The sequence below is a fragment of the Rhizobacter sp. Root404 genome (assembly GCF_001425865.1).
In the GTDB taxonomy this organism is placed as follows: Bacteria; Pseudomonadota; Gammaproteobacteria; order Burkholderiales; family Burkholderiaceae_C; genus LMDS01.
On the sequence record NZ_LMDS01000001.1, the window covers coordinates 133,813 to 153,657 of the forward strand.

23 protein-coding genes are annotated in these 19,845 nt (G+C 69.9%); 19 read left to right on the top strand and 4 right to left on the bottom strand.

The features are described 5' to 3' along the window. Positions 1 to 17: 17 nt before the first annotated feature. Positions 18 to 698 (top strand): glutathione S-transferase family protein, encoded by a 681-nt coding sequence (locus ASC76_RS00660; RefSeq protein WP_056460911.1) that lies wholly within the window; start codon positions 18 to 20, stop codon positions 696 to 698. A 75-nt stretch (positions 699 to 773) separates the two neighbouring features. Here the strand turns inward: ASC76_RS00660 and ASC76_RS00665 are convergent, their stop codons facing one another. Continuing rightward, complete coding sequence (locus ASC76_RS00665) at positions 774 to 1,319, bottom strand: PEP-CTERM sorting domain-containing protein (RefSeq protein WP_235580295.1); 546 nt, start codon at positions 1,317 to 1,319, stop codon at positions 774 to 776. A 160-nt stretch (positions 1,320 to 1,479) separates the two neighbouring features. Here ASC76_RS00665 and ASC76_RS00670 point away from each other — a divergent pair, with 160 nt between their 5' ends. The 4 genes from ASC76_RS00670 (at position 1,480) to ASC76_RS00685 (ending at position 4,957) form a co-directional block, all read left to right on the top strand. After that, complete coding sequence (locus ASC76_RS00670; protein ID WP_056460917.1) at positions 1,480 to 2,712, top strand: multifunctional CCA addition/repair protein; 1,233 nt, start codon at positions 1,480 to 1,482, stop codon at positions 2,710 to 2,712. A gap of 294 nt (positions 2,713 to 3,006) precedes the next feature. Continuing rightward, positions 3,007 to 3,774, top strand: coding sequence for an SDR family oxidoreductase (locus ASC76_RS00675; protein ID WP_056460920.1), 768 nt, complete (start codon positions 3,007 to 3,009; stop codon positions 3,772 to 3,774). A gap of 64 nt (positions 3,775 to 3,838) precedes the next feature. Continuing rightward, positions 3,839 to 4,252: an MbcA/ParS/Xre antitoxin family protein gene (locus ASC76_RS00680; protein WP_056460923.1), complete on the top strand. Its 414-nt coding sequence runs from the start codon at positions 3,839 to 3,841 to the stop codon at positions 4,250 to 4,252. Continuing rightward, entirely contained in the window at positions 4,253 to 4,957 is a 705-nt protein-coding gene (locus ASC76_RS00685) for an RES family NAD+ phosphorylase (RefSeq protein WP_056460926.1), read from the top strand. It begins immediately after the preceding gene. A 3-nt stretch (positions 4,958 to 4,960) separates the two neighbouring features. Here ASC76_RS00685 and ASC76_RS00690 read toward each other — a convergent pair whose 3' ends face one another. After that, positions 4,961 to 6,751: an acyclic terpene utilization AtuA family protein gene (locus ASC76_RS00690; RefSeq protein ID WP_056460929.1), complete on the bottom strand. Its 1,791-nt coding sequence runs from the start codon at positions 6,749 to 6,751 to the stop codon at positions 4,961 to 4,963. A 116-nt stretch (positions 6,752 to 6,867) separates the two neighbouring features. On the opposite strand from ASC76_RS00690, the gene ASC76_RS00695 reads away from it, so the two are divergent. The 14 genes from ASC76_RS00695 (at position 6,868) to ASC76_RS00760 (ending at position 17,271) form a co-directional block, all read left to right on the top strand. Further along, positions 6,868 to 7,326, top strand: a complete 459-nt coding sequence (locus ASC76_RS00695) for a (2Fe-2S)-binding protein (protein WP_056460932.1) — start codon at positions 6,868 to 6,870, stop codon at positions 7,324 to 7,326. Between the two features lie 13 nt (positions 7,327 to 7,339). Further along, positions 7,340 to 9,556, top strand: coding sequence for a molybdopterin cofactor-binding domain-containing protein (locus ASC76_RS00700; RefSeq protein WP_056460935.1), 2,217 nt, complete (start codon positions 7,340 to 7,342; stop codon positions 9,554 to 9,556). After that, positions 9,556 to 9,975, top strand: coding sequence for a sulfur oxidation c-type cytochrome SoxX (soxX, locus tag ASC76_RS00705; RefSeq protein WP_082548609.1), 420 nt, complete (start codon positions 9,556 to 9,558; stop codon positions 9,973 to 9,975). The genes ASC76_RS00700 and soxX overlap by 1 nt, the downstream gene beginning before the upstream one ends. Next, positions 9,972 to 10,445 carry a SoxY-related AACIE arm protein gene (locus tag ASC76_RS00710; RefSeq protein WP_056460942.1) on the top strand — a complete coding sequence of 158 codons (474 nt, stop codon included), beginning with the start codon at positions 9,972 to 9,974 and terminating at the stop codon, positions 10,443 to 10,445. The genes soxX and ASC76_RS00710 overlap by 4 nt, the downstream gene beginning before the upstream one ends. Before the next feature lie 11 nt (positions 10,446 to 10,456). Beyond that, the gene (locus tag ASC76_RS00715; RefSeq protein ID WP_056460945.1) at positions 10,457 to 10,789 is read left to right on the top strand and encodes a thiosulfate oxidation carrier complex protein SoxZ; all 333 of its coding nucleotides are present in this window, start codon (positions 10,457 to 10,459) and stop codon (positions 10,787 to 10,789) included. Continuing rightward, entirely contained in the window at positions 10,786 to 11,544 is a 759-nt protein-coding gene (gene soxA, locus ASC76_RS00720; RefSeq protein WP_056460948.1) for a sulfur oxidation c-type cytochrome SoxA, read from the top strand. The genes ASC76_RS00715 and soxA overlap by 4 nt, the downstream gene beginning before the upstream one ends. A 110-nt stretch (positions 11,545 to 11,654) precedes the next feature. Next, the gene (locus ASC76_RS00725) at positions 11,655 to 12,977 is read left to right on the top strand and encodes a C4-dicarboxylate transporter DctA (RefSeq protein ID WP_056462974.1); all 1,323 of its coding nucleotides are present in this window, start codon (positions 11,655 to 11,657) and stop codon (positions 12,975 to 12,977) included. A gap of 22 nt (positions 12,978 to 12,999) precedes the next feature. After that, a complete protein-coding gene (locus ASC76_RS00730; RefSeq protein WP_056460951.1) occupies positions 13,000 to 13,698 on the top strand; it encodes a GntR family transcriptional regulator in 699 nt (232 codons plus the stop codon). Between the two features lie 98 nt (positions 13,699 to 13,796). Further along, positions 13,797 to 14,342, top strand: coding sequence for a hypothetical protein (locus ASC76_RS00735; RefSeq protein WP_056460954.1), 546 nt, complete (start codon positions 13,797 to 13,799; stop codon positions 14,340 to 14,342). A gap of 104 nt (positions 14,343 to 14,446) precedes the next feature. Next, positions 14,447 to 14,914 carry a hypothetical protein gene (locus tag ASC76_RS00740; RefSeq protein WP_056460957.1) on the top strand — a complete coding sequence of 156 codons (468 nt, stop codon included), beginning with the start codon at positions 14,447 to 14,449 and terminating at the stop codon, positions 14,912 to 14,914. Positions 14,915 to 14,920: 6 nt separating this feature from the next. After that, positions 14,921 to 15,559 carry a TetR/AcrR family transcriptional regulator gene (locus ASC76_RS00745; RefSeq protein WP_056460961.1) on the top strand — a complete coding sequence of 213 codons (639 nt, stop codon included), beginning with the start codon at positions 14,921 to 14,923 and terminating at the stop codon, positions 15,557 to 15,559. A gap of 32 nt (positions 15,560 to 15,591) precedes the next feature. Next, the gene (locus ASC76_RS00750) at positions 15,592 to 16,374 is read left to right on the top strand and encodes an alpha/beta hydrolase (RefSeq protein ID WP_056460964.1); all 783 of its coding nucleotides are present in this window, start codon (positions 15,592 to 15,594) and stop codon (positions 16,372 to 16,374) included. Between the two features lie 93 nt (positions 16,375 to 16,467). Continuing rightward, on the top strand, positions 16,468 to 16,659 hold the full coding sequence (locus ASC76_RS00755; RefSeq protein WP_056460967.1) for a hypothetical protein: 192 nt from the start codon (positions 16,468 to 16,470) through the stop codon (positions 16,657 to 16,659). A 129-nt stretch (positions 16,660 to 16,788) separates the two neighbouring features. After that, on the top strand, positions 16,789 to 17,271 hold the full coding sequence (locus ASC76_RS00760) for a hypothetical protein (protein ID WP_082548610.1): 483 nt from the start codon (positions 16,789 to 16,791) through the stop codon (positions 17,269 to 17,271). A gap of 9 nt (positions 17,272 to 17,280) precedes the next feature. Here the strand turns inward: ASC76_RS00760 and ASC76_RS00765 are convergent, their stop codons facing one another. Continuing rightward, complete coding sequence (locus ASC76_RS00765; RefSeq protein WP_371262081.1) at positions 17,281 to 18,267, bottom strand: Bug family tripartite tricarboxylate transporter substrate binding protein; 987 nt, start codon at positions 18,265 to 18,267, stop codon at positions 17,281 to 17,283. 2 nt (positions 18,268 to 18,269) lie between these two features. Continuing rightward, the gene (locus ASC76_RS00770) at positions 18,270 to 19,823 is read right to left on the bottom strand and encodes a class I adenylate-forming enzyme family protein (protein WP_056460973.1); all 1,554 of its coding nucleotides are present in this window, start codon (positions 19,821 to 19,823) and stop codon (positions 18,270 to 18,272) included. Positions 19,824 to 19,845 lie beyond the last annotated feature (22 nt).

The window sequence follows — 19,845 nt, forward strand, 5'->3', positions numbered from 1 at the left end:
CACCCGCGAGGACCGGCATGCAGCTCTACATCGGCAACAAGAACTATTCGTCGTGGTCGATGCGCCCCTGGGTGCTGATGACCCAGGCCGGCATCCCGTTCGACGAGGTCAAGCTGCGCTTCGACGCCTTCACGCCGGACTCGAAGTTCAAGACCGCGGTGCAGCGCCTGAACCCCGCGGGGCGCGTGCCGGTGCTGGTGGACGACGGGCTGGTGGTCTGGGACACGCTGGCGATCGCCGAGTACCTCGCCGAGCGCTTTCCGGACAAGCGCCTGTGGCCTTCGGACCGGCGCGCGCGTGCCCGCGCCCGCAGCGTCTGCGCCGAGATGCATTCGGGCTTCGGCGCGCTGCGCAACCACTTCGGCATGAACATCGAGGCGCAGCTGCCGGAGGTCGGCGAGCGGGTGCTGCGGGAGGAGCCGGCGGTGCGTGCCGATGTCGATCGCATCGTCGCGATGTGGACCGAGCTGCTCGCACAACATGGCGGGCCGATGCTGTTCGGCGCGTTCGGCATCGCCGACGCGTTCTATGCGCCGGTCGTGATGCGACTTCGCACCTATGGCGTGCCGCTGCCGGCCGCGATCTCGGCCTACGTCGATCGGGTGGTGGCGTTGCCGGGCGTTGCCGCCTGGATCGCCGACGCGCTGGCCGAGCACGATTTCCTGCCGTTCGAGGAGGCGTACCGCTCGCAGGCCTGAACTGGCCGGCGCAAAAAAGAAGGCGGGCCGAAGCCCGCCTGCCGTGCGGCCCCTGCGGGCCTCTTCAGACGCCGATCAGGCGTTCTTGCGGCGACGTGCGACGAACGCCATCGCGCCCAGGCCGGCCAGCATCAGCGCGTAGGTCTCGGGTTCCGGCACCGGGGCGGCGACAGCCATCTCGAAGGCGATCTGGCCGGTCGTGATGGTGAAGTTGTTCATGCCCGTTTCGTTGGTCACCGTGACCCACTGGGTGTTGCTGTTCGAGCTGTTGGCGGTGGCGCCGAGCAGGAGGGAGCCGGTGAAATCGACGCCGTCGATCGAGATCATGTTGCTCGCGTCCGGCGAACCCCACAGGAAGCTGAACGAAGTCGCGCCGCCGAGGTCGATCGTGGCCGAGCCGCCCGTGGCGACCTCGAGGTAGGTCCCGAAGCTGCCCAGCGGCTGCAGGTACAGGTTCGGCACGCTGCCGGTGACTTCCATCGCCAGTGCCGGCGTGGCGGTCGTGAAGATCGGCGCGGCGTAGTCGCCGTCCACGGGGGCCGAGAAGCTGAACGACTGCGCGTTGGCGCCAACCGTCGCGACGAGGGCAGCCACAGTAAACAAAGATTTGAGGAAATTCATGGGTTCACCTGATTGAATGTTTGGGAGGCCGTGCATACCGGGTTGAAGCTGTACCGCACAGTTGCGTTTATAAACAGGCGATTCAAAATTCGGTCCCCCACACGTGAGGGGTTCATCTGATTCAAGATGTAACGAAGGCGCAGGGGTTCGGGCGAGTCACATGCAAGCATTCGTGGTCGGAGGGGCAGTAAGGGACGAATTGCTGCAGCGCCCTGTCACGGACCGTGATTGGGTGGTCGTCGGATCGACGCCACAGGAGATGCGGTCGGCCGGTTTCATCGCCGTCGGCGCCGACTTCCCCGTGTTCCTGCACCCTCACACCCGAGAGGAATACGCCCTCGCGCGCACCGAGCGCAAAACCGCGCCCGGTTACAAAGGGTTTCAGTTCCACGCATCGCCCGACGTGACGCTCGAGCAGGACCTGTCCCGCCGCGACCTGACGATCAACGCAATGGCACGTGCCGCCGATGGCCGCCTGATCGATCCGTGGGGCGGGCAGCGCGATCTGCAGGCCCGGCTGCTGCGCCACGTGTCGGAGGCGTTCGCGGAAGACCCGGTTCGCATCCTGCGGCTCGCGCGCTTCGCGGCCCGTTTCCCGGAGTTCAGCGTCGCGCCGGAGACGATGGTGCTCGCGGCCTCGATGGTCGCGGCGGGCGAGGTGGATGCACTGGTGCCGGAGCGCATCTGGCAAGAGCTCTCGCGCGGCCTGATGGAGGCGCGACCGTCGCGGATGTTCGAGGTACTGCGCACCTGCGGCGCGCTCCGGCGCGTGTTGCCCGAGGTCGACCGGCTCTGGGGGGTGCCGCAGCGCGCCGATCATCACCCCGAGGTCGACACCGGCGTGCACCTGATGATGGTGCTGGACATGGCCGCGCGGCTCGATGCGAGCCTGCCGGTGCGCTTCGCCTGCCTCGGCCACGACCTCGGCAAGGGCACGACGCCGCCGGACGTGCTGCCGCGTCACCTCGGCCACGAGCAGCGCAGTGTGACGCTGGTGCGCGGGGTCTGCGAGCGGCTGCGCGTGCCGGTCGCCTGCCGCGAACTCGCCGAAGTGGTGGCGCGTGAGCACGGCAACGTGCACCGCAGCGGCGAGTTCAACGCCGCGGCGGTGATGCGTCTGCTCGAGCGTTGCGACGCCATCCGCCGGCCCGATCGTTTCGAGCAGCTGCTGCTCGCCTGCGAGTGCGATGCACGCGGCCGCCTCGGCCTCGAAGACAGCGCCTACCCGCAGCGCCCGCGGCTCGCGCGCGCGCTGCGGCTGGCACTGGCGGTGGACGCCACGGCGGTCGCGACCGAGGCAGCCGCACGCGGGATGAAGGGCCCGGCGATCGGCGAGGCCGTCCAGCGCGCGCGCTCGGATGCCGTGGCCGTCGGACTGGACGCGCCGCACTGACGTCCGCACCGGCCGTCGGTGGCGCGAGCGGGTCTCCTACACCTGACGGCGGGGTCGTCCGGTCGGCCGCGCGCAACGCGCGCCCTACGCTGGCCCCACCTCAACTCGAATCCGACCGGAGACACATCATGGGCAAGTACTTCCTCGGCTGGCTGCTCGGCGTTCCCCTTTTTGTTCTGGTGATCGCGTACCTCTTCTTCCACTGATCGACCGAGAGGCCAGGACGCGCTGGTGACAGCGCGGCGGTCGGGCGGTGCGCACAATCGATGACGACATTCATCGACGGAGACACCCATGACCGACCTGTTTTCCCTCAAGGGGCGCATCGCGCTCGTCACCGGTGGCTCTCGCGGCATCGGCCGCATGATCGCCGCCGGCTTCCTCGCCCAGGGCGCGAAGGTCTACATCTCGTCGCGCAAGGCCGCCGATTGCGATGCGACTGCCAAGGAGCTGTCGGCGCAGGGCGAATGCATCTCGCTGCCGGCCGACGTGTCGACGATGGGAGGCATCCAGGGTCTGGTCGCCGCCTACGGCCAATACGAGTCGACGCTCGACATTCTCGTCAACAACGCCGGCGCGGCGTGGGGCGAGACCTTCGACACCTTCCCCGAGAAGGGCTGGGACAAGGTCGTCGACCTGAACCTCAAGTCGCCGTTCTTCCTGACCCAGGCGCTGATCGCGCCGTTGCGTGCCGCGGCCAAGAAGCAGCCCGCCAAGGTCATCAACATCGCGTCGATCGACGGCATCTCCGTCAACCCGCAGGAGACGTACTCGTACGCCGCCAGCAAGGCCGGGCTGATCCAGCTGACGCGGCGCATGGCGCTGCGCCTGGCGGAGGACAACATCGTCGTCAGCGCGATCGCGCCGGGCGCCTTCGCCTCCGAGATGAACCGCGTCGCCCGCGACCACGCCGAGGAGACCGCCAAGCGCATCCCCGCCAAACGCATCGGCCGCGACGAGGACATGGCGGGCGGCGCGATTTACCTGGCCTCGCGCGCCGGGGACTACGTGATGGGCTCGACGCTCGTGATCGACGGCGGCGTGACCCACGCGCGGGGCTGATTCAGCCTGTTCGAACCTGGACGAAAACTTGTACTTCGTCCATGCATGAACTACCCTGCCGGGTATGAACGCCGTTCTTCAGCCGTCTGCCCCGCCGATCGATCTCTCTGCGGCCGCCGCCGCGCAGGCCGCGCTGCGGACCTTCTGGCGCATCAGCGAGGCCTGGCAGCTCGATGCGACCGAGCAGGCCACGCTGCTTGGCGTCGGCCGCAGCACGCTCTACCAGTGGAAGCAGGGCAAGGTCGGCCACGGGCTGGACCGCCATGTGCTGGAGCGGCTGTCCTATCTGTTCGGCATCTACGCGGCGTTGCAGATCCTGCTGCCGGCGGCCGAGCAGGCCGACCGCTGGGTCCGCCAGCCCAACACGGCGCCGCTGTTCGGCGGGCACTCGGCGCTCGAGCGCATGCTGGGCGGGCAGGTGGCCGATCTCTATGTCGTGCGCCACTACCTCGACGCGCAGCGCGGCGGCAAAGCCTGAATGTCGGTGCCGCTCGAGACCATTCCGGTCGCCGCGACCGAATGGCGGCCGAGCTATCGGCTGATCCCGTCGCGCTACCCGACCGTGGGCCTGTACGACCGCGTCGCCGACCCGGCCGACCTCGATGTCGTGTTCGCGATCGAAGCGCTGACCAATCCGCGCATCCGTGACGAGATCGGCCAGCTGCAACTGGTGCCGCCGGCAGAGCGCGTGACCGGCGTCGGCAGCACGATGGTGATGGCGGCCTTCACGCACCTGAACCCGGAGGGCTCGCGCTTTTCGGACGGCAGCTACGGCGTTTATTACGCGGCCCACGCACTCGAGACGGCCGTCGCCGAGGTCAGCCACCACCGGGCACTGTTCCTGTCGCGCACCGCGGAGCCGGCGATCGACGTCGACCTGCGGCTCATCACCGCGACCGTCGCCGCGGATCTGCACGACTTGCGCGCGCTCGGCGCGCAGGGCGCGACGCTGCTCGACCCGAACGACTACGGCGCGCCGCAGGCGCTGGGCCGCGAGCTGCGCGAAGCGGGCAGCGCGGGGGTGCTGTTCCCGAGCGTCCGTCACGCGGGCGGCCTTTGCGTCGGCATCTTCCGACCCAAGGCGCTGCGCCAGGCGCGTTCCAGCGCCCACATCGCGCTGCACTGGGATGGCCGGCGCATCACCCACTGGTACGAGAAGCGCGGCCCGCACGCGCTGCCTTGACGCTCAATCGGGCCGCGGCACCTCCATCGTCAGCAGCACCTGTGCGTAGGCCTTGGCCAGGTTGTCGGTGTGCAGCGAGGCCATGCCGCCGCCGCCAAGCACGTCGTGCAGCACGAAGTTGATCGCATGCAGGCCCGGCAGGTCGAAGCGCTCGACGCCGCTCGGCGCGCGGTGCGCGAAATGCGCGGCCACGCGATCCGGCGTCAGCCAGGCGGAAAGCGCCGCCAGATGTTCCGGTCGGCGCGCGACGATGCCGATGTTGGCCTTGTTGCCCTTGTCGCCGGAGCGGCCGTGCGCGAGCTCGATGAGCGGGACCATCGGCGCGTCGGCCCGCTGCGGCGCGCTGGCGTGCTGCAGCGCGGGCGGCAGCGCCGCCTCGTCGAAGCCGCCGTCGGTCGGGATCGCCACCGGCTCTCTCGTGCCGTCGATGTCGACGCTCACCTCCAGCGCGCGCTTGTCGAGCAGAAACGAGAACAGCCGCACGACCGGCGTCGGCGTCGGGCGGCCGCCGACCAGGCCCAGCGTGCCCGGCGCCATTGACGTGGCCGCCGGCGCGAACTCTCGTGCGAACAGTTCGAGGCTGTCGCGCGAGGCCCCCTTCGCGCTCATCTTCAACACGACCTCGCGCGCACCTTGCCGCGCCTGCGCACCGAACATCTCCTCGCCGCCCAGCACCTCGACCCGCGTCTCGGTGAACGGCGGCAGCCCGTGTGCCGCGAGCATGCGCTGCATGCGCACGAGCAGCGCGTCGCCGGTGCGCCGCGCCTTGCGCACTGCGTCGACCCCGGCGATCGTCAGGAAGCCGGTGTTGCGGTAGCCGTCGGCGAAGGTCGCGCTGACCTTGTAGCGCGCGGTCGGCGCGCGGCCGGTCGCGCCGCTCACGCGCACGCGGTCCGCGCCGTCGGGTGTCATGCGCACCTGGGTGAAATCGCAGGTCACGTCCGGCACCAGGTAGGCGCGCGGGTCGCCGATCTCGTAGAGCAACTGCTCGCTGACGGTCGCCGGCGTCACGAGCCCGCCGGTGCCCGGTGACTTGGTGATCACGAAGCTGCCGTCGGCATGCGCTTCGACGACGGGGAAGCCGATGTTCTCCCAGTCGGGCACCTGCTCCCAGTCGGTGAACAGGCCGCCGGTGCACTGCGCGCCGCACTCGATCAGGTGGCCGGCGAGCGTGCCTTGCGCGAGCCGGTCGTAGGCATCCGCGGCCCAGCCGAACTCGTGCATCAGCACGCCCAGCGTCACCGCGGAATCGACACAGCGCCCGGTGATCACCACGTCGCAACCCGCGTCGAGCGCGCGCGCGATCGGCAGCGCGCCGAGGTAGGCGTTGATGCTCGCAACGCGCTGCGGGAACGGCTCGCCGCTGAACATCTCGATGATGCCGGCGCTGCGGAACTCGCCGGCCCGCGCGACCAGGTCATCGCCGAGCGCGACGCCGACCTTGAGCGTGATGCCCATCTCGGCCGCGAGCTTCAGCAGTGCGTCGCGACACGCCAGCGGGTTCACGCCACCCGCGTTCGCGACCACGCGGATGCCCTGCGCCTGCAGTCGCGGCAGCGCCTCGCGCATCATGATCTGGACGAAGTCGACCGCGTAGCCGGCGGTCGGGTCCTTCGCGCGCTGCGCCGCGAGGATGGACATCGTCACCTCGGCCAAGTAATCGAACACCAGGTAGTCGACCGCGCCGCCGGCCAGCAGTTGCGGCACCGCCAGCGCGGTGTCGCCCCAGAAGCCCGAGGCGCCGCCGATGCGGACGGTGGATCGACGGGGCGCGGGCGTCGGGTGGGTCGTCATGCGAGTCATTGTGCGTGCCCGACCCAGGCTGTCGCTCAGGGTAATCGGCAGCGCGCACGCAGCTCATCGACGCGCCACATAATGCCCCGGCACCCCCCACCGCAGGAGACGGACCGATGGCGACACTGAACGTGAACGGCAGCAACCGAGACTTCCAGGCCGAGGCGGACACGCCGCTGCTGTGGGTGCTGCGGGAACAGCTCGGACTGACCGGCACCAAGTACGGTTGCGGCATCGCGCAGTGCGGTGCCTGCACCGTCCACATCGACGGTGTGCCGACGCGATCGTGCGTGCGGCCGGCGTCGACGGTCAGTGCCACCGAGAAGATCGTGACGATCGAGGGCCTGTCGAAGAACGCCTCGCATCCGGTGCAGAAGGCCTGGGCCGCGCTCGACGTGCCGCAGTGCGGCTTCTGCCAGGCCGGCATGATCATGGCGGCCGCCGCGCTGCTGAAGGAGAAACCCAAGCCCACCGACGCCGACATCGACGCCGCGATGACCAACATCTGCCGCTGCGGCACCTACAACCGGGTGCGCACTGCGATCAAGCAGGCGGCGGCCTCGGCCTCGGCCTGAACGGGAGCCTGCGATGAAGACCATCACCACCGCTTCCGCCGCTGGCGCGCGCTTGAACCGGCGCCATTTCATCGGCGCCTCGACTGCCGCGGCCGGCAGCCTCGTCGTCGGCTTCCACGTGCCGTTCGCGAACAGCGCGCAGGCGCAGGCACCGCTGGCCGTGCCGCCCGAGGTCAACGCCTGGGTCGTCATCAAGCCGGACGAGACCGTCGTGATCCGCGTCGCCCGGTCCGAGATGGGGCAGGGCACGCTGACGGGCCTGGCGCAACTCGTGGCCGAGGAACTCGACTGCGCCTGGGCCCGCGTCACCACCGAGTACCCGACCCCCGGTCAGAACCTCGCGCGCGGCCGCGTCTGGGGCAACTTCTCGACCGGCGGCAGCCGCGGCGTGCGCGAGTCGAACGACTACGTGCGCAAGGGCGGCGCGATCGCGCGGCTGATGCTGGTCCAGGCCGCCGCCGACGGATGGAAGGTGCCGGTGGCTGAGTGCGTGGCCGCCGCCGGGGTGATCACCCACAAGCCCAGCGGCCGCACCACCACCTACGGCAAGGTTGCGCCCGCGGCCAGCCGCCTCACGCCGCCGACCGAGGTCGCGCTGAAGGACCCGAAAGACTGGAAGATCGCCGGCAAGTCGGTCAAGCGCCTGGACACCGCCGCCAAGCTGGACGGCTCGCAGGTCTTCGGGATGGACCTGAAGCTGCCCGGCATGCTGAATGCCGCGGTCAAGGACTGTCCGGTGTTCGGCGGCAAGGTGAAGAGCTTCAACGCGGCGGCGATCGCGAGCCGCCCGGGCGTGAGGAAGGTCGTCGCAGTCGGCGACAGCGCCGTCGCGGTGATCGCCGACACCTGGTGGCGTGCGAAGAGCGCGCTGGACGCGCTGCCGATCGAATGGGACGAAGGCCCGAACGCCAAGGTCTCGAGCGCCACCATCGCGGCGTTCCTGAAGGAGGGCCTGGACGCGCCGCAGGCGATCGTCGGCAACTCGGTCGGCGATGCGAAGGCCGCGATCGCCGCCGCGCCGCGCAAGCTCGAAGCGGTCTATTCGTACCCGTACCAGAACCACGCGCCGATGGAGGTGATGAACGCGACCGTGCGCTACACGCCCGAGCGCTGCGAGGTCTGGTGCCCGACCCAGAACGGCGAGGCCGCGCTCGCCGCCACCGCCGAGGCCGCGGGCCTGCCGCCCGCGAAGTGCGAGGTCTACAAGCTCAACCTGGGTGGCGGCTTCGGCCGGCGCGGCGCGCACGACTGGCTGACCCAGGCGGTGCTGATCGCCAAGCAGATGCCCGGCACGCCGATCAAGATGATCTGGTCGCGCGAGGAGGACATGCAGCACGGCAAGTACCACCCGATCACGCAGTGCAGGATGACCGCGGGGCTCGATGCGCAGGGCAACGTGACGGGGCTGCACATGCGGATCTCCGGCCAGTCGATTGTCGCCGGGCTGATGCCGCAGAACCTGCAGAACGGCCGCGATCCGGTCGTGTTCCAGGGTCTGAACGCGGGCGGCGCGGAAGGCGCGTTCGGCTACAAGGTGCCTGCGCTGCTGGTCGACCATGCGATGCGCAACCCCCACGTGCCGCCGGGCTTCTGGCGCGGCGTCAACCTGAACCACAACGCGATCTATGTCGAGAGCTTCATCGACGAGATCGCGTTCGCGACCGGGCAGGACCCGCTCGCGCTGCGCCGCAAGCTGCTCGCCGACTCGCCCAAGCACCTGGCGGTGCTGAACGCGGTCGCGCAGCGCGCGGGCTGGGCCACGCCGGCGCCGGACGTCGGCGGGCGCAAGGTCCATCGCGGCCTGGCGCAGATCATGGGCTTCGGCAGCTACGTCGCGGCTTGCGCCGAGGTGTCGGTCGGCGACGACGGTTCGCTGAAGGTGCACCGCATCGTCGCGGCCACCGACCCGGGCAACGCGGTCAACCCGCAGCAGATCGAGGCGCAGGTCGAAGGCTCGTTTGCGTACGGGCTGTCGGCCGCGCTGTACGGCGAATGCACCGTCAAGGACGGGCGGATCGAACAGAGCAACTTCAGCGACTACCCGGTGATGCACATGGAGGACATGCCGAAGGTCGAGGCGATCCTGATGCCCTCCGGCGGCTTCTGGGGCGGCGTCGGCGAGCCGACGATCGCGGTCGCGGCGCCGGCGGTGCTCAACGCGATCTTCGCCGCCACCGGCCGACGCATCCGCGAGCTGCCGCTGAAGAGCCAGAGCCTGAAGAGGGCGTGATGCGCGCCGGCGTCGCCGCCACGCTGCTGTGCCTGGGCGTGGCCGCGCACGACGCGGGCGCGGCCGACGACGCGATCGAGCGCCCGCTGACCGAGGTGCCCGGCGACGCTGCGCGTGGCCGGGCGATCGTCGTCAACCGCCAGGTCGGCCTGTGCCTGCTGTGCCACGCCGGGCCGTTCCCCGAGGAGCGCTTCCAGGGCAACCTCGCGCCCGACCTTACCGGCGCCGGCACGCGCTGGAGCGAGGGCCAGCTGCGGCTGCGCATGGTCGACAGCCGACGCCTGAATCCGCAGTCGATGATGCCGGCGTACCAGCGCACCGAGGGGCTGACACGGGTGGGCGGCGCCTGGCAAGGCAAGCCGGTGCTGGCGCCGCAGCAGGTCGAAGACGTGGTCGCGTTCCTCCGTACGCTGCAATGAGGCACGACCCCGTGTCGGATCGAGGCAGCTGGACGCGGCGTACGCTGCTGGGCGCGGCGGTCGGCATGGTCGGGTCGATCGCGTGGCGCAGCGCGGCGGCGTCGCCGGAGGAACTGGCCGCCGCCGTCCGCACTTTCGCGGGCGGCGCGCCGCTGCGTACCGGGCGGGTGCTGCTCGACATCGCGCCGCTGGTCGAGAACGGCAACGTCGTGCCGATCAGCGTGACGGTCGACAGCCCGATGACGGAGTCCGACCACGTCACGGCGATCGCGGTGTTCAACGAGCGCAATCCGCAGCGCGATGTCGCGGTGTTCCACCTCGGCCCGCGCGCGGGCCGCGCCATGGTGGCGACCCGCATCCGGCTCGCGACCTCGCAGCAGCTGCTGGCCGTGGCCAGGATGAACGACGGGTCGTGCTTCACGCACACCGTCGACGTGATCGTCACGCTCGCCGCGTGCGTCGAATCCTGAAGCGAGCGGCCATGGCCCGTGCCCTGATCACCATGCCGAAGACCGCGAAGCGCGGCGAGCTCATCGAGATCCGCACGTTGATCGCGCACCCGATGGAGACCGGCTACCGGCCCGGCGAGGATGGCGCGATCCAGCCGCGCAACCTGATCCGGCGCCTGAGCTGCCGCTACGTCGACGGGCGGGAGGACGTCGAAGTCTTCAGCGCCGAGCTGTTTCCCGCGGTCGCCGCGAACCCGTTCATCTCGTTCTTCACGGTCGCCACCGGGAGCGGCACGCTGCGCTTCCAGTGGGAGGGCGACAACGGCTTCGCGCAGACCGAGAGCGTGGCGCTGACGGTGACATGAGGGTTCGCGCGTTCGCGATGATGCTGCTGGCGTCGGTCGCGACAGCCGCCACCGACCCGCGCCGCTCCGGCTATGACGACATGACGCCGCAGCTGCAGGCGATGCAGGGCGACGACGCGGCCAACCCGGCGATGCTCGGAGTCGCCGACGGCGCCGCGTTGTGGGAGCGCGTGCCGGCGGCCGGCCTGCCCAGCTGCGCCACCTGCCACGGGGACGCGAGCACGGCGATGCGCGGCATCGCGGCCCGCTACCCGGCATTCGATGCCGCGGCGCGGCGACCGGTCACGCTGGCACAGCGCATCAACGCCTGCCGCGTCGAGCACCAGCAAGCCGCGCCGCTCGCGGCCGAGAGCGACGCGCTGCTCGGGCTCGAAGCGTTCGTCGCGATGCAGTCGCGTGGCCTGCCGATCGCGCCGCCGGCCGACCCGAGGCTGCAGCCCTATCGCGCGCGTGGCGAGGCGCTGTTCCGGCAGCGCCTGGGGCAGCTCGATTTCTCGTGCGCGCAATGCCATGACGACCACGCCGGCCAGCGCCTCGGTGGCGCGACGATCCCGCAGGCACATCCGACCGGCTACCCGATCTACCGGCTCGAATGGCAGGGTCTCGGGTCGCTGCAGCGGCGGTTGCGCAGCTGCATGACCGGCGTGCGCGCCGAGCCGTTCGCCGCCGGCGCGCCGGAGTGGGTCGAGCTCGAGCTGTACCTCGCGCAGCGCGCGGCCGGCATGACCGTGGAGACGCCCGCGGTCCGACCTTGAGCGTGCGGGCCGCGGGAAATCCCTGACGGACGAATTCCATCTGTTGACTACATTGCTTGTATGCAAGCTTGTCGTCAAAGAGCTTGTCCGACCCCTCGCAGGAGAAGCTCATGCCTCGTTTCCTTCGTTCCCTGTTCGGTCAGGTCGTCCTGGCGCTGCTGATCGGCGTGTTGCTCGGGTTGCTCGCGCCCGACTTCGCAACCAAGCTGAAGCCGTTGGGCGACGGGTTCATCAAGCTGATCAAGATGATCATCCCGGTGCTCGTGTTCTGCGTGGTCGTGCACGGCATCGCCGGCGCGGGCGACCTGAAGCGGGTCGGCCGTGTCGGCGTCAAGGCGCTGGTCTATTTCGAGGTCGTGACGACGATCGCCCTCGCGCTCGGCCTGCTGCTGGCCTTCGTGTTCCAGCCCGGCGTGGGCATGAACGTCGACCCGAAGGCGCTCGACGCCAAGGCGATGAGCGCCTATGTCGACAACGCCTCCAAGCTCACCGGCGGCGGCACGGTCGAGTTCCTGCAGAAGCTGATCCCGTCGACCGTCGTCGATGCCTTTGCGAAGGGCGACGTGCTGCAGGTGCTGCTCTTCGCGATCCTGTTCGGCTGCGCGCTGGCGCTGATCGGCCCGCGCGGCAAGGCGGTCGCCGGCTTCGTCGACGACCTGTCGCACGTGCTGTTCAAGATCATGGGGCTGATCATCAAGCTCGCGCCGCTCGGCGTGCTCGGCGCGATCGCGTTCACGGTCGGCAAGTACGGCATCGGCTCGCTGAAGCAACTCGGCATGCTGGTCGCGCTGTACTACGTCGCGGTGATCCTGTTCGTGTTTGTGGTGCTCGGCGCGATCATGCGGTTCTCGGGCTTCTCGATCGTCAAGCTGCTGAAGTACCTGCGCGAGGAACTGGCGATCGTGTTCGCCACCACGTCGAGCGACAGCGTGCTGCCGCAGATCATGGCCAAGCTGCGCCGCATGGGCATCCGCGATTCGACGGTCGGCCTCGTGATCCCGACCGGCTACTCGTTCAACCTCGACGCGTTCTCGATCTACATCACGCTGGCCGCCGTCTTCATCGCGCAGGCGACCAACACGCCGGTCTCGATGACCGACCTGCTCACCATCCTGGCGATCTCGCTCGTCACCTCCAAGGGCGCGCACGGCGTGCCGGGCTCGGCGATCGTCGTGCTGGCGGCCACGTTGCAGGCGATCCCCGCGATCCCGGCGATCGGCCTGGTGCTGGTGCTGTCGGTGGACTGGTTCATGGGCATCGCGCGGGCGCTGGGCAACCTGATCGGCAACTGCGTCGCGACCGTCGCGGTGGCGGCGTGGGAAGGCGACATCGACCGCGAGCGTGCGCACGCCGTGCTGGACGGTCGGCCGGTGCCGGCGGACGAGACCGACGAGGACCTCGCACCCGTTGCCGTCCCGGTCGCCGCGCACTGACGCCCTGTTAGTCTCGCCGCCCATGGCCACGCAAACCGAAATCGCCCAGCGCGTCGTCGAGTCGATCCTCGCGCAGAAGCTCAAGCCCGGCGAGCGGCTGGGCGAGCAGGAACTGGCCGACATGTTCGGCGTCAGCCGGACGCTGGTGCGCGAGGCGCTGATGCAGCTGCAGGCGCGCGGCTTCCTCGAGGTGCGCTCGCGCAAGGGCTGGTACGTCGTCGAGCCGTCGATCGAGCAGGCGCGCGATGCCTTCGCGGCACGGCGCGCGGTCGAGACCGGCATGCTGCGCGAATCGGCGCTCGTGCGCGACGCCGGCAAGCCGCTGCAGAGCGTGATCAGGCGCCTGCGCGATCACCTGAAGGAGGAGCAGGCGGCAATCGATTCCGGCGACATCGCCGCCCGCACCTTCATGCTGGCCGACTTCCATGTCTGCCTGGCCGACTGCCTCGGCCACCGCGTGCTGTGCGACATGCTGCGCGACCTGACCGCGCGCACCACGCTGGTCGCGTCGCTGTTCCAGAGTTCGCATGACGCGCAGGAGTCCTGTGCCGACCACGGCCGCATCGTCGCCGCGCTGGCGCGTGGCGATGCCGACGGCGCGTCCGCGATGATGCTGACGCACATCGGCGGCGTCGAGGACGCGCTGGGGCAGTCGCTGGCGGCCGTCGATCCGGTCGAGCGGCTGCGCGAATCGCTGGCACCGCTGGCTCGCCGGTCCTAGGCCAGTCGTACTAGGTTTCGAACGGTTCTAGCTTTCGGCGACTAGGGGTCGTCGCGGATGATTCCGTCCATCGAATCATTCACCCCCGGAGAGAGAACATGTCCACGCAAACCTTCAGCACCGTTGCCCACACCGTCGTCGGCCAGTACAGCCAGGTCGGCAAGATCATCGTCGGCGCGTACCGCACCGGCGCGCAACGCCTGGTCAGCGGCGCGAACGCGCGCTATGTCGAGTTCCTGAACACCCGCGCGCTGCCGCTGGTCAGCGAAGAGGTCAAGGCCAGCCTGATCGACGTGCAGCAGCAGATCGCCGGCGTCGTCGTCGGTGGCATCGCCACCGGTTCGGACCGTGCCGAGCAGGCGATCGACCTGGTCGCCGACGGCGTCAACGGCAGCATCAAGCGTGCCGTCGCGACTGTCGACCGCGTCGAGACCGCGTTCGACACCAAGGCCATCACCACCGTCGGCCAGCTGACGATGCCGGTCGCGCAGGTCTCGCTCGAGATCGCCAACCGCGCCGTCGAAGGCACGAAGCGCCTGTCGGCCCGCGTGGTCGGCGCCGAGGACGAGGTCGAGCAGGTCGTCAAGACCGTCAAGCGCGTCGCCAAGAAGGCCACTCGCCGCGTCGCCAAGGCCCGCGCGTAAGAGGCCCCAGGCGCGAACCGAGCGCCATCGGTGAAAGCGAGGCCTTCGCGCGAGCGAAGGCCTTTGTTCCATCTGCGATCATGTCGTTGAACGAAGGACGCCCCATGGTCACCCCGCCCAAACGCCGCGCGCCGCGCGCGCGGCCCGAGCCCGCCGCGGCGGAGCCGGTCGCCGCTGCCGACGCCGAGACCGGCAAGGACAACCCGCTGCGCGCCGGGCTGAAGGCGCTGGGCAAGGTCCGCGACGACGTCGTGCAGCATCAGAGCCGGGTGTTCGAGGCGATTCTCGGTCTCGACGCGGGTGCCGGCTGGTCGGGCCTGGTCAAGCGCGAGGGCGGCGCCGCGAAGGTCGCGCAGGACGCCCTCGGGCTGCGCAAGTTCGAGGCCGTGTTCGACCAACGCGTGGTGCATGCGCTGGAGCGCATGGGCATGCCGTCGATCGAGGCGCTGCAGGCGCTGGGCGACGAGCTCGCGGCGCAGCGTGCCGAGCTCACGGCGCTTCGCGCCGAGGTCGCGGCGCTGAAGAAGCCGGTGCCAGCCGCGAAACCGAAGGCGACGCCGCGCAAGCGCTGATCCTGCATGACGGCGCCCGCCACCCGCACCCGCGACCGCATTCTCGAAGCCAGCCTCGCGCTGTTCAACGGCGACGGGCTGGCCGGCGTCTCGACCCACCGCATCGCCGCCGAACTCGGCATGAGCCCGGGCAACCTGCACTACCACTTCAAGGCCAAGCAACTGATCGTCGCCGGCCTGTTCCGCCGCTTCGAGGAGCGGCTCGCCTCGTGCATGGACGCCGCCGCGGACGTCGACGCGATCGACGACCTGTGGCTGTCGCTGCACCTCGTGTTCGAGGTCATCAACGACTACCGCTTCGTCTACCGCGACGTCGACTACCTGCTCAACGAGTACCCCGAGCTCGAGACCCGGGCACGCGCGTTGACCGCCCACAACCTGCTGGCCGCGAAGAGCCTGTGCACCGGCCTCAAGCAGGCCGGCACGATCGAGGCCAGCGACGAGGAGGTCGAGATGCTCGCGCTGCAGATCGTGTTCTCGACCACCTGCTGGTTCAGCTTCAAGCGGCTGACCCCGCGGCGCACCACCCAGTCGCACGCCGAGCCGGCGCTGGCCGCGTACTACACGCTGACGCTGCTGTCGCCCTACGTGGTGGGCGAGGCGCGCGATTACCTGAATTACCTGCGGTCCAAGTACCTGCGATAGTTTTCCCACAACGACAAAGCACGGAGACCACCATGCCCACTGCCCACACTGCCCACCCGTCGCACGTCCAGCCGCCGTCGCGCCTGCTGCAATTCCTCGAACTGCGCGCCGGCTGGGAACTGGCCGTCGGCGTGGCCGCGCTGCCCTGGCTGCGCCTGGCGCCGCGCGGCGACGGCCATCCGGTGCTGGTGCTGCCCGGGCTGGTCGCGAGCGATGCGTCGACCAAGTTGCTGCGCGACTTCCTGGGCCGGCGCGGCTACGACGTGCATGGCTGGGGCCTCGGCCGGAACTACGGCCCGCGTCCGGGCGTCGAGGACGCGATGCTCGCGAAGATCGACCAGTTGCATGCCCGCAGCGGCCGCACCGTCAGCCTGGTCGGCCAGAGCCTGGGCGGCGCGTACGCGCGCCTGCTCGCGTCGCAGCGGCCGGATGCGGTGCGCAGCGTCATCACATTGGGCAGCCCGGTCACCGGCCATCCTCGCTCGAGCAATGCATGGCGGGTTTACGAGTTCACCAGCGGCAAGAGCTCGGTCGACCCGCAGCGCTGGCAGCAGATCACCAGCCGACCGCGCGTGCCGACCACGTCGATCTACAGCCGCACGGACGGCGTGGTCGCATGGCAGAGCAGCCTTGAGCCGGCCAGCGAGAACACCGAGAGCATCGAGGTCGTCAGCAGCCACATGGGCATGGCGGTGCATCCGGCGGTGCTGTTCGCGATCGCCGAGCGCCTCGCGCAGCGCGAGGGTGAGTGGAAGCCGTTCGAGCGCAAGGGCTGGCGCGCGTCGGTGTTCCCGCCCGCCGCGACGACCCGCTGAGCTGCGTCTTTTGACATCCCGGGCCGCGTACGGCCCGAGTAGAGTTCCATCCCCTTCAAGAGACGAGGCGCCTGCTGGCGCCGGGACTGGACCATGGTGGAACCGCTCGACGACTCGACCTGGGTCGCACGCTGCATCGCGCGCATGGTGGAACTCGACCCGGCGCTCGACCCCGAGTTGGCGCGACCGGTGGTCGAGGACATGTGTTCACGCTTGCGCTGGCGCAGCATGGGCCCCGAGGCGGCGGCGCAGGCCGTGTTCGACCTCGACATGCGGCGGTCCTGACCGCCGATCGAACGGTGTAGGCGCCGGCCGACGTGAGAATGCTCGGTCCGCCGAGTGACGGGTTCGCATGCCGCGGTGAGGATCGGTGCTCCGGCCCCTGCGGCCAGTCATCGACCGGAAGGAACCTCCATGTCCCCCAACGACCGCCCAGCAGCCTATGGCGTGTTCAAACCCGTGGGCCATGTGATCCTAGCGTTCCCGAACGAGAGCGACATGAAGGGGGCGTACTCGGCCCTCCTGAGTGGCGGCAGCGCCCAGGCCGACATCACCGCGTACACCCCGGAGCAGATGCGCCAGCAGGCCGACATCGACATCGAGCAGGCCGGTGTGCTGGCCGGCATCGGCCAGGAGCTGAACCTCGTCAAGGCCCACCGCGAACTGGCCGTGCAGGGCCACAGTTTTCTCGTCGTCAAGGCGCCGAGCGACGACGAAGCGAACCGGATCGCCGACGTGGCCCGGCGCTTCCGCGCGGCCCGCGCGCAGCGCTACGGTCACCTGATGATCGAGGAGCTGATCGAGGTCGGCTCCGGCGAGAAGCAGGTGGCAGAGTCGCCCGAACGCGGGTTGGATGCGCAGACCCGCTCGGGTCGCGAGGTCGGCGGAGGTCGCTGAAAACCGGCTCTATTCGACCGTGACCTTCGCATTGCGGATGACCTGACCCCACTTCGCCGTCTCGGCGCCGATGAAGGTGGCGAATTCTTCCGGCGTGCCGCCGACGGGGATCGTGCCCATGCCTTCGAGTCGCGCCTTCACGTCGTCCATGCGGACGATGCGCGCGACCTCGTCGGCCACGCGCCTGACGATGTCCTTCGGCGTGCCCGCTGGCGCCAGGATGCCCGCCCAGGTGCTGCCGGTGAAGTTCGCGATGCCTTGTTCGATGAAGGTCGGCACATCGGGCGCCGCGGGCAGGCGCCGGTCGCTCGCGACGCCGATCAGGCGCACCTTGCCGGTCTTGCCGGGGTTGATCAGGCCCGAGGCCGCGTCGAAGAACAGCTGGATCTGACCGCCCATCAGGTCGGTCAGTGCCGGCGCCGCGCCCCGGTACGGGATGTGGACCATGAAGGTGTTGGTCAGCGCCTTCAGGTACTCGGTCGTCAGGTGCGCGGCCGAGCCGCCGCCGCTGGACCCGAAGCTGACCTTGCCGGGGTGGGCGCGCGCGTAGGCGATCAGTTCCGGGCCGGTCTTGAACGGTGCATCGTTGTTGACCGCGGCGATCAGTGGCGAGATGCCGATCAGCGAGACGGCTGCCAGGTCCTTCTTCGGGTCGTAGGGCAGTTTCGGGTACAGCGACGTGTTGGCCGCGTAGGCGGCGATCACCACGCCCATGGTGTAGCCGTCGGGCGGCGCCTTGGCGATCAGGTCGACGCCGATGATGCTGTTCGCGCCGGGCTTGTTGTCGATCGTCACGGTCTGGCCGAGCCGCTCCTGCAGCTTCTGCGAGATCAGCCGCGCGGTCACGTCGGTGAAGCCGCCGGGCGTGTAGGGCACGATCATGCGGATCGGCTTGCTCGGCCAGGCAGCCTGCGCGCGCACGCCCGGCGCGGCGATCAGCGCGGCGCTGCCGGCGAGCAGCGTGCCGTTGAAGCGGCGGCGGGTCGGGTGGTCGATCGTCATGCGGGGTCTCCGGTGGTGTAGCGATCGCGCAGCTCGCGCTTGAGCACCTTGCCGATCGCGCTGCGCGGCAACTCGGCCATGAAGCGCAGGTCGGCGAGGCGCTGCGTCTTGCCGACGCGCTGGTTCATCCACGCCATGATCGCGCGCGGCTCGTCGGCGTGGCCGGCGCGCGGCACGACGAACGCGACGGGCGTCTCGCCCCACTCGGTCGACGGCACGCCCACCACGGCCACGTCGGCGACCGCGGGGTGCTCGCGCAGCACGGCCTCGAGGTCGCTCGGGTAGATGTTGAAGCCGCCGCTGATGACCATGTCCTTCTTGCGGTCCATCAGCACCAGGAAGCCGTCGGCGTCGAACCGGCCGACGTCGCCGGTGCGGATGAAGCGCTTGCCGTCGGGCGCGAACCATTCGGCCTCGCGCGTCTTCTGCGGCTGTCGGTGGTAGCCGAGCATCATGCCGCCCGAGTGGCCGACGACCTCGCCGGTCGCGCCCGGCGGCAACTCGACGCCCTCGTCGTCGATCAGGCGGATGTCGTGCCCCTGCGCCGGCTGGCCGACCGTGTGCAGCTTGTCCGGGTGCTCGTGCGCCAGCAGGATGCAGGTGCCGCCGCCCTCGGTCATGCCGTAGAACTCGATCAGCCCGCCGGGCCAGCGCTCGAGCACGTCGGCCTTCAGCGCGGCGTTGAACGGCGCGCTGGTGCAGAACTTGAACAGCGTGCTCGACAGGTCGTGCGTGGCGAACGTGGGCAGCGCCATGATGCGCTGGTACTGCACCGGCACCAGCATCGTGTGGGTCATGCGGTGCTGCTGCGCGAGCGCGAGGTATGTCGCGGCGTCGAACTTAGCCATCAGCACCACGGTGCCGCCGAAGCCGAGGGTCGGGAAGAACACGACCAGCGTCGTGTTCGAGTACAGCGGCGTCGCGAGCAGCGTCACGCCCGTGGGGCCGTAGCGGTAGTTGGCGCCGCGCGCGACGTGCGACCAGCGCATGCCGTGCGACTGCACGATGCCCTTCGGCATGCCGGTCGTGCCGGACGAATAGATGATGTTGAACGGCGCCTCGGGCGGCACGTCGACGGGCAGCGGGCGCGCACCCGCCGGCATCAGCCAGGCGTCGAACGGGCGGCCGGTTGCGATGCCGTCGAGCGAGATGCAGTCGGCCTCGCTGCCGGCGCCGGCCAGCGGCTCGAGCGCGGCGGCGTCGGCGAACAGCCAGCGCGCCTGCGCGTCGCCGCGCATCGATGCGAAGCTCTCGGGCGTGACCGACGGCGCGAGCGGCACCACCGCCACGCCGGCCCGCAACGCGCCGAGGAACACTGCGGCATAGCGCGGCGACGCGAGCGCGCAGATCGCGATCGCATCGCCCGGGTTGAGGCCATCGCGCTGCAGCGTGGCGGCGACGCGGTCCATCAGCGCATCGAGCTCGGCATAGCTGAGCACGTCGGCGCCCTGCACCAGCGCGGCCTGGCCGGGGCGTGCAAGCGCATGCTCGCGAACGAGGTCGCTGAGGGTGCGGTAGCGAGCGTCGAGGGGTGCGGCAGGAGCGGTCATCGGTGGCGGCGCGGGGGTCGAA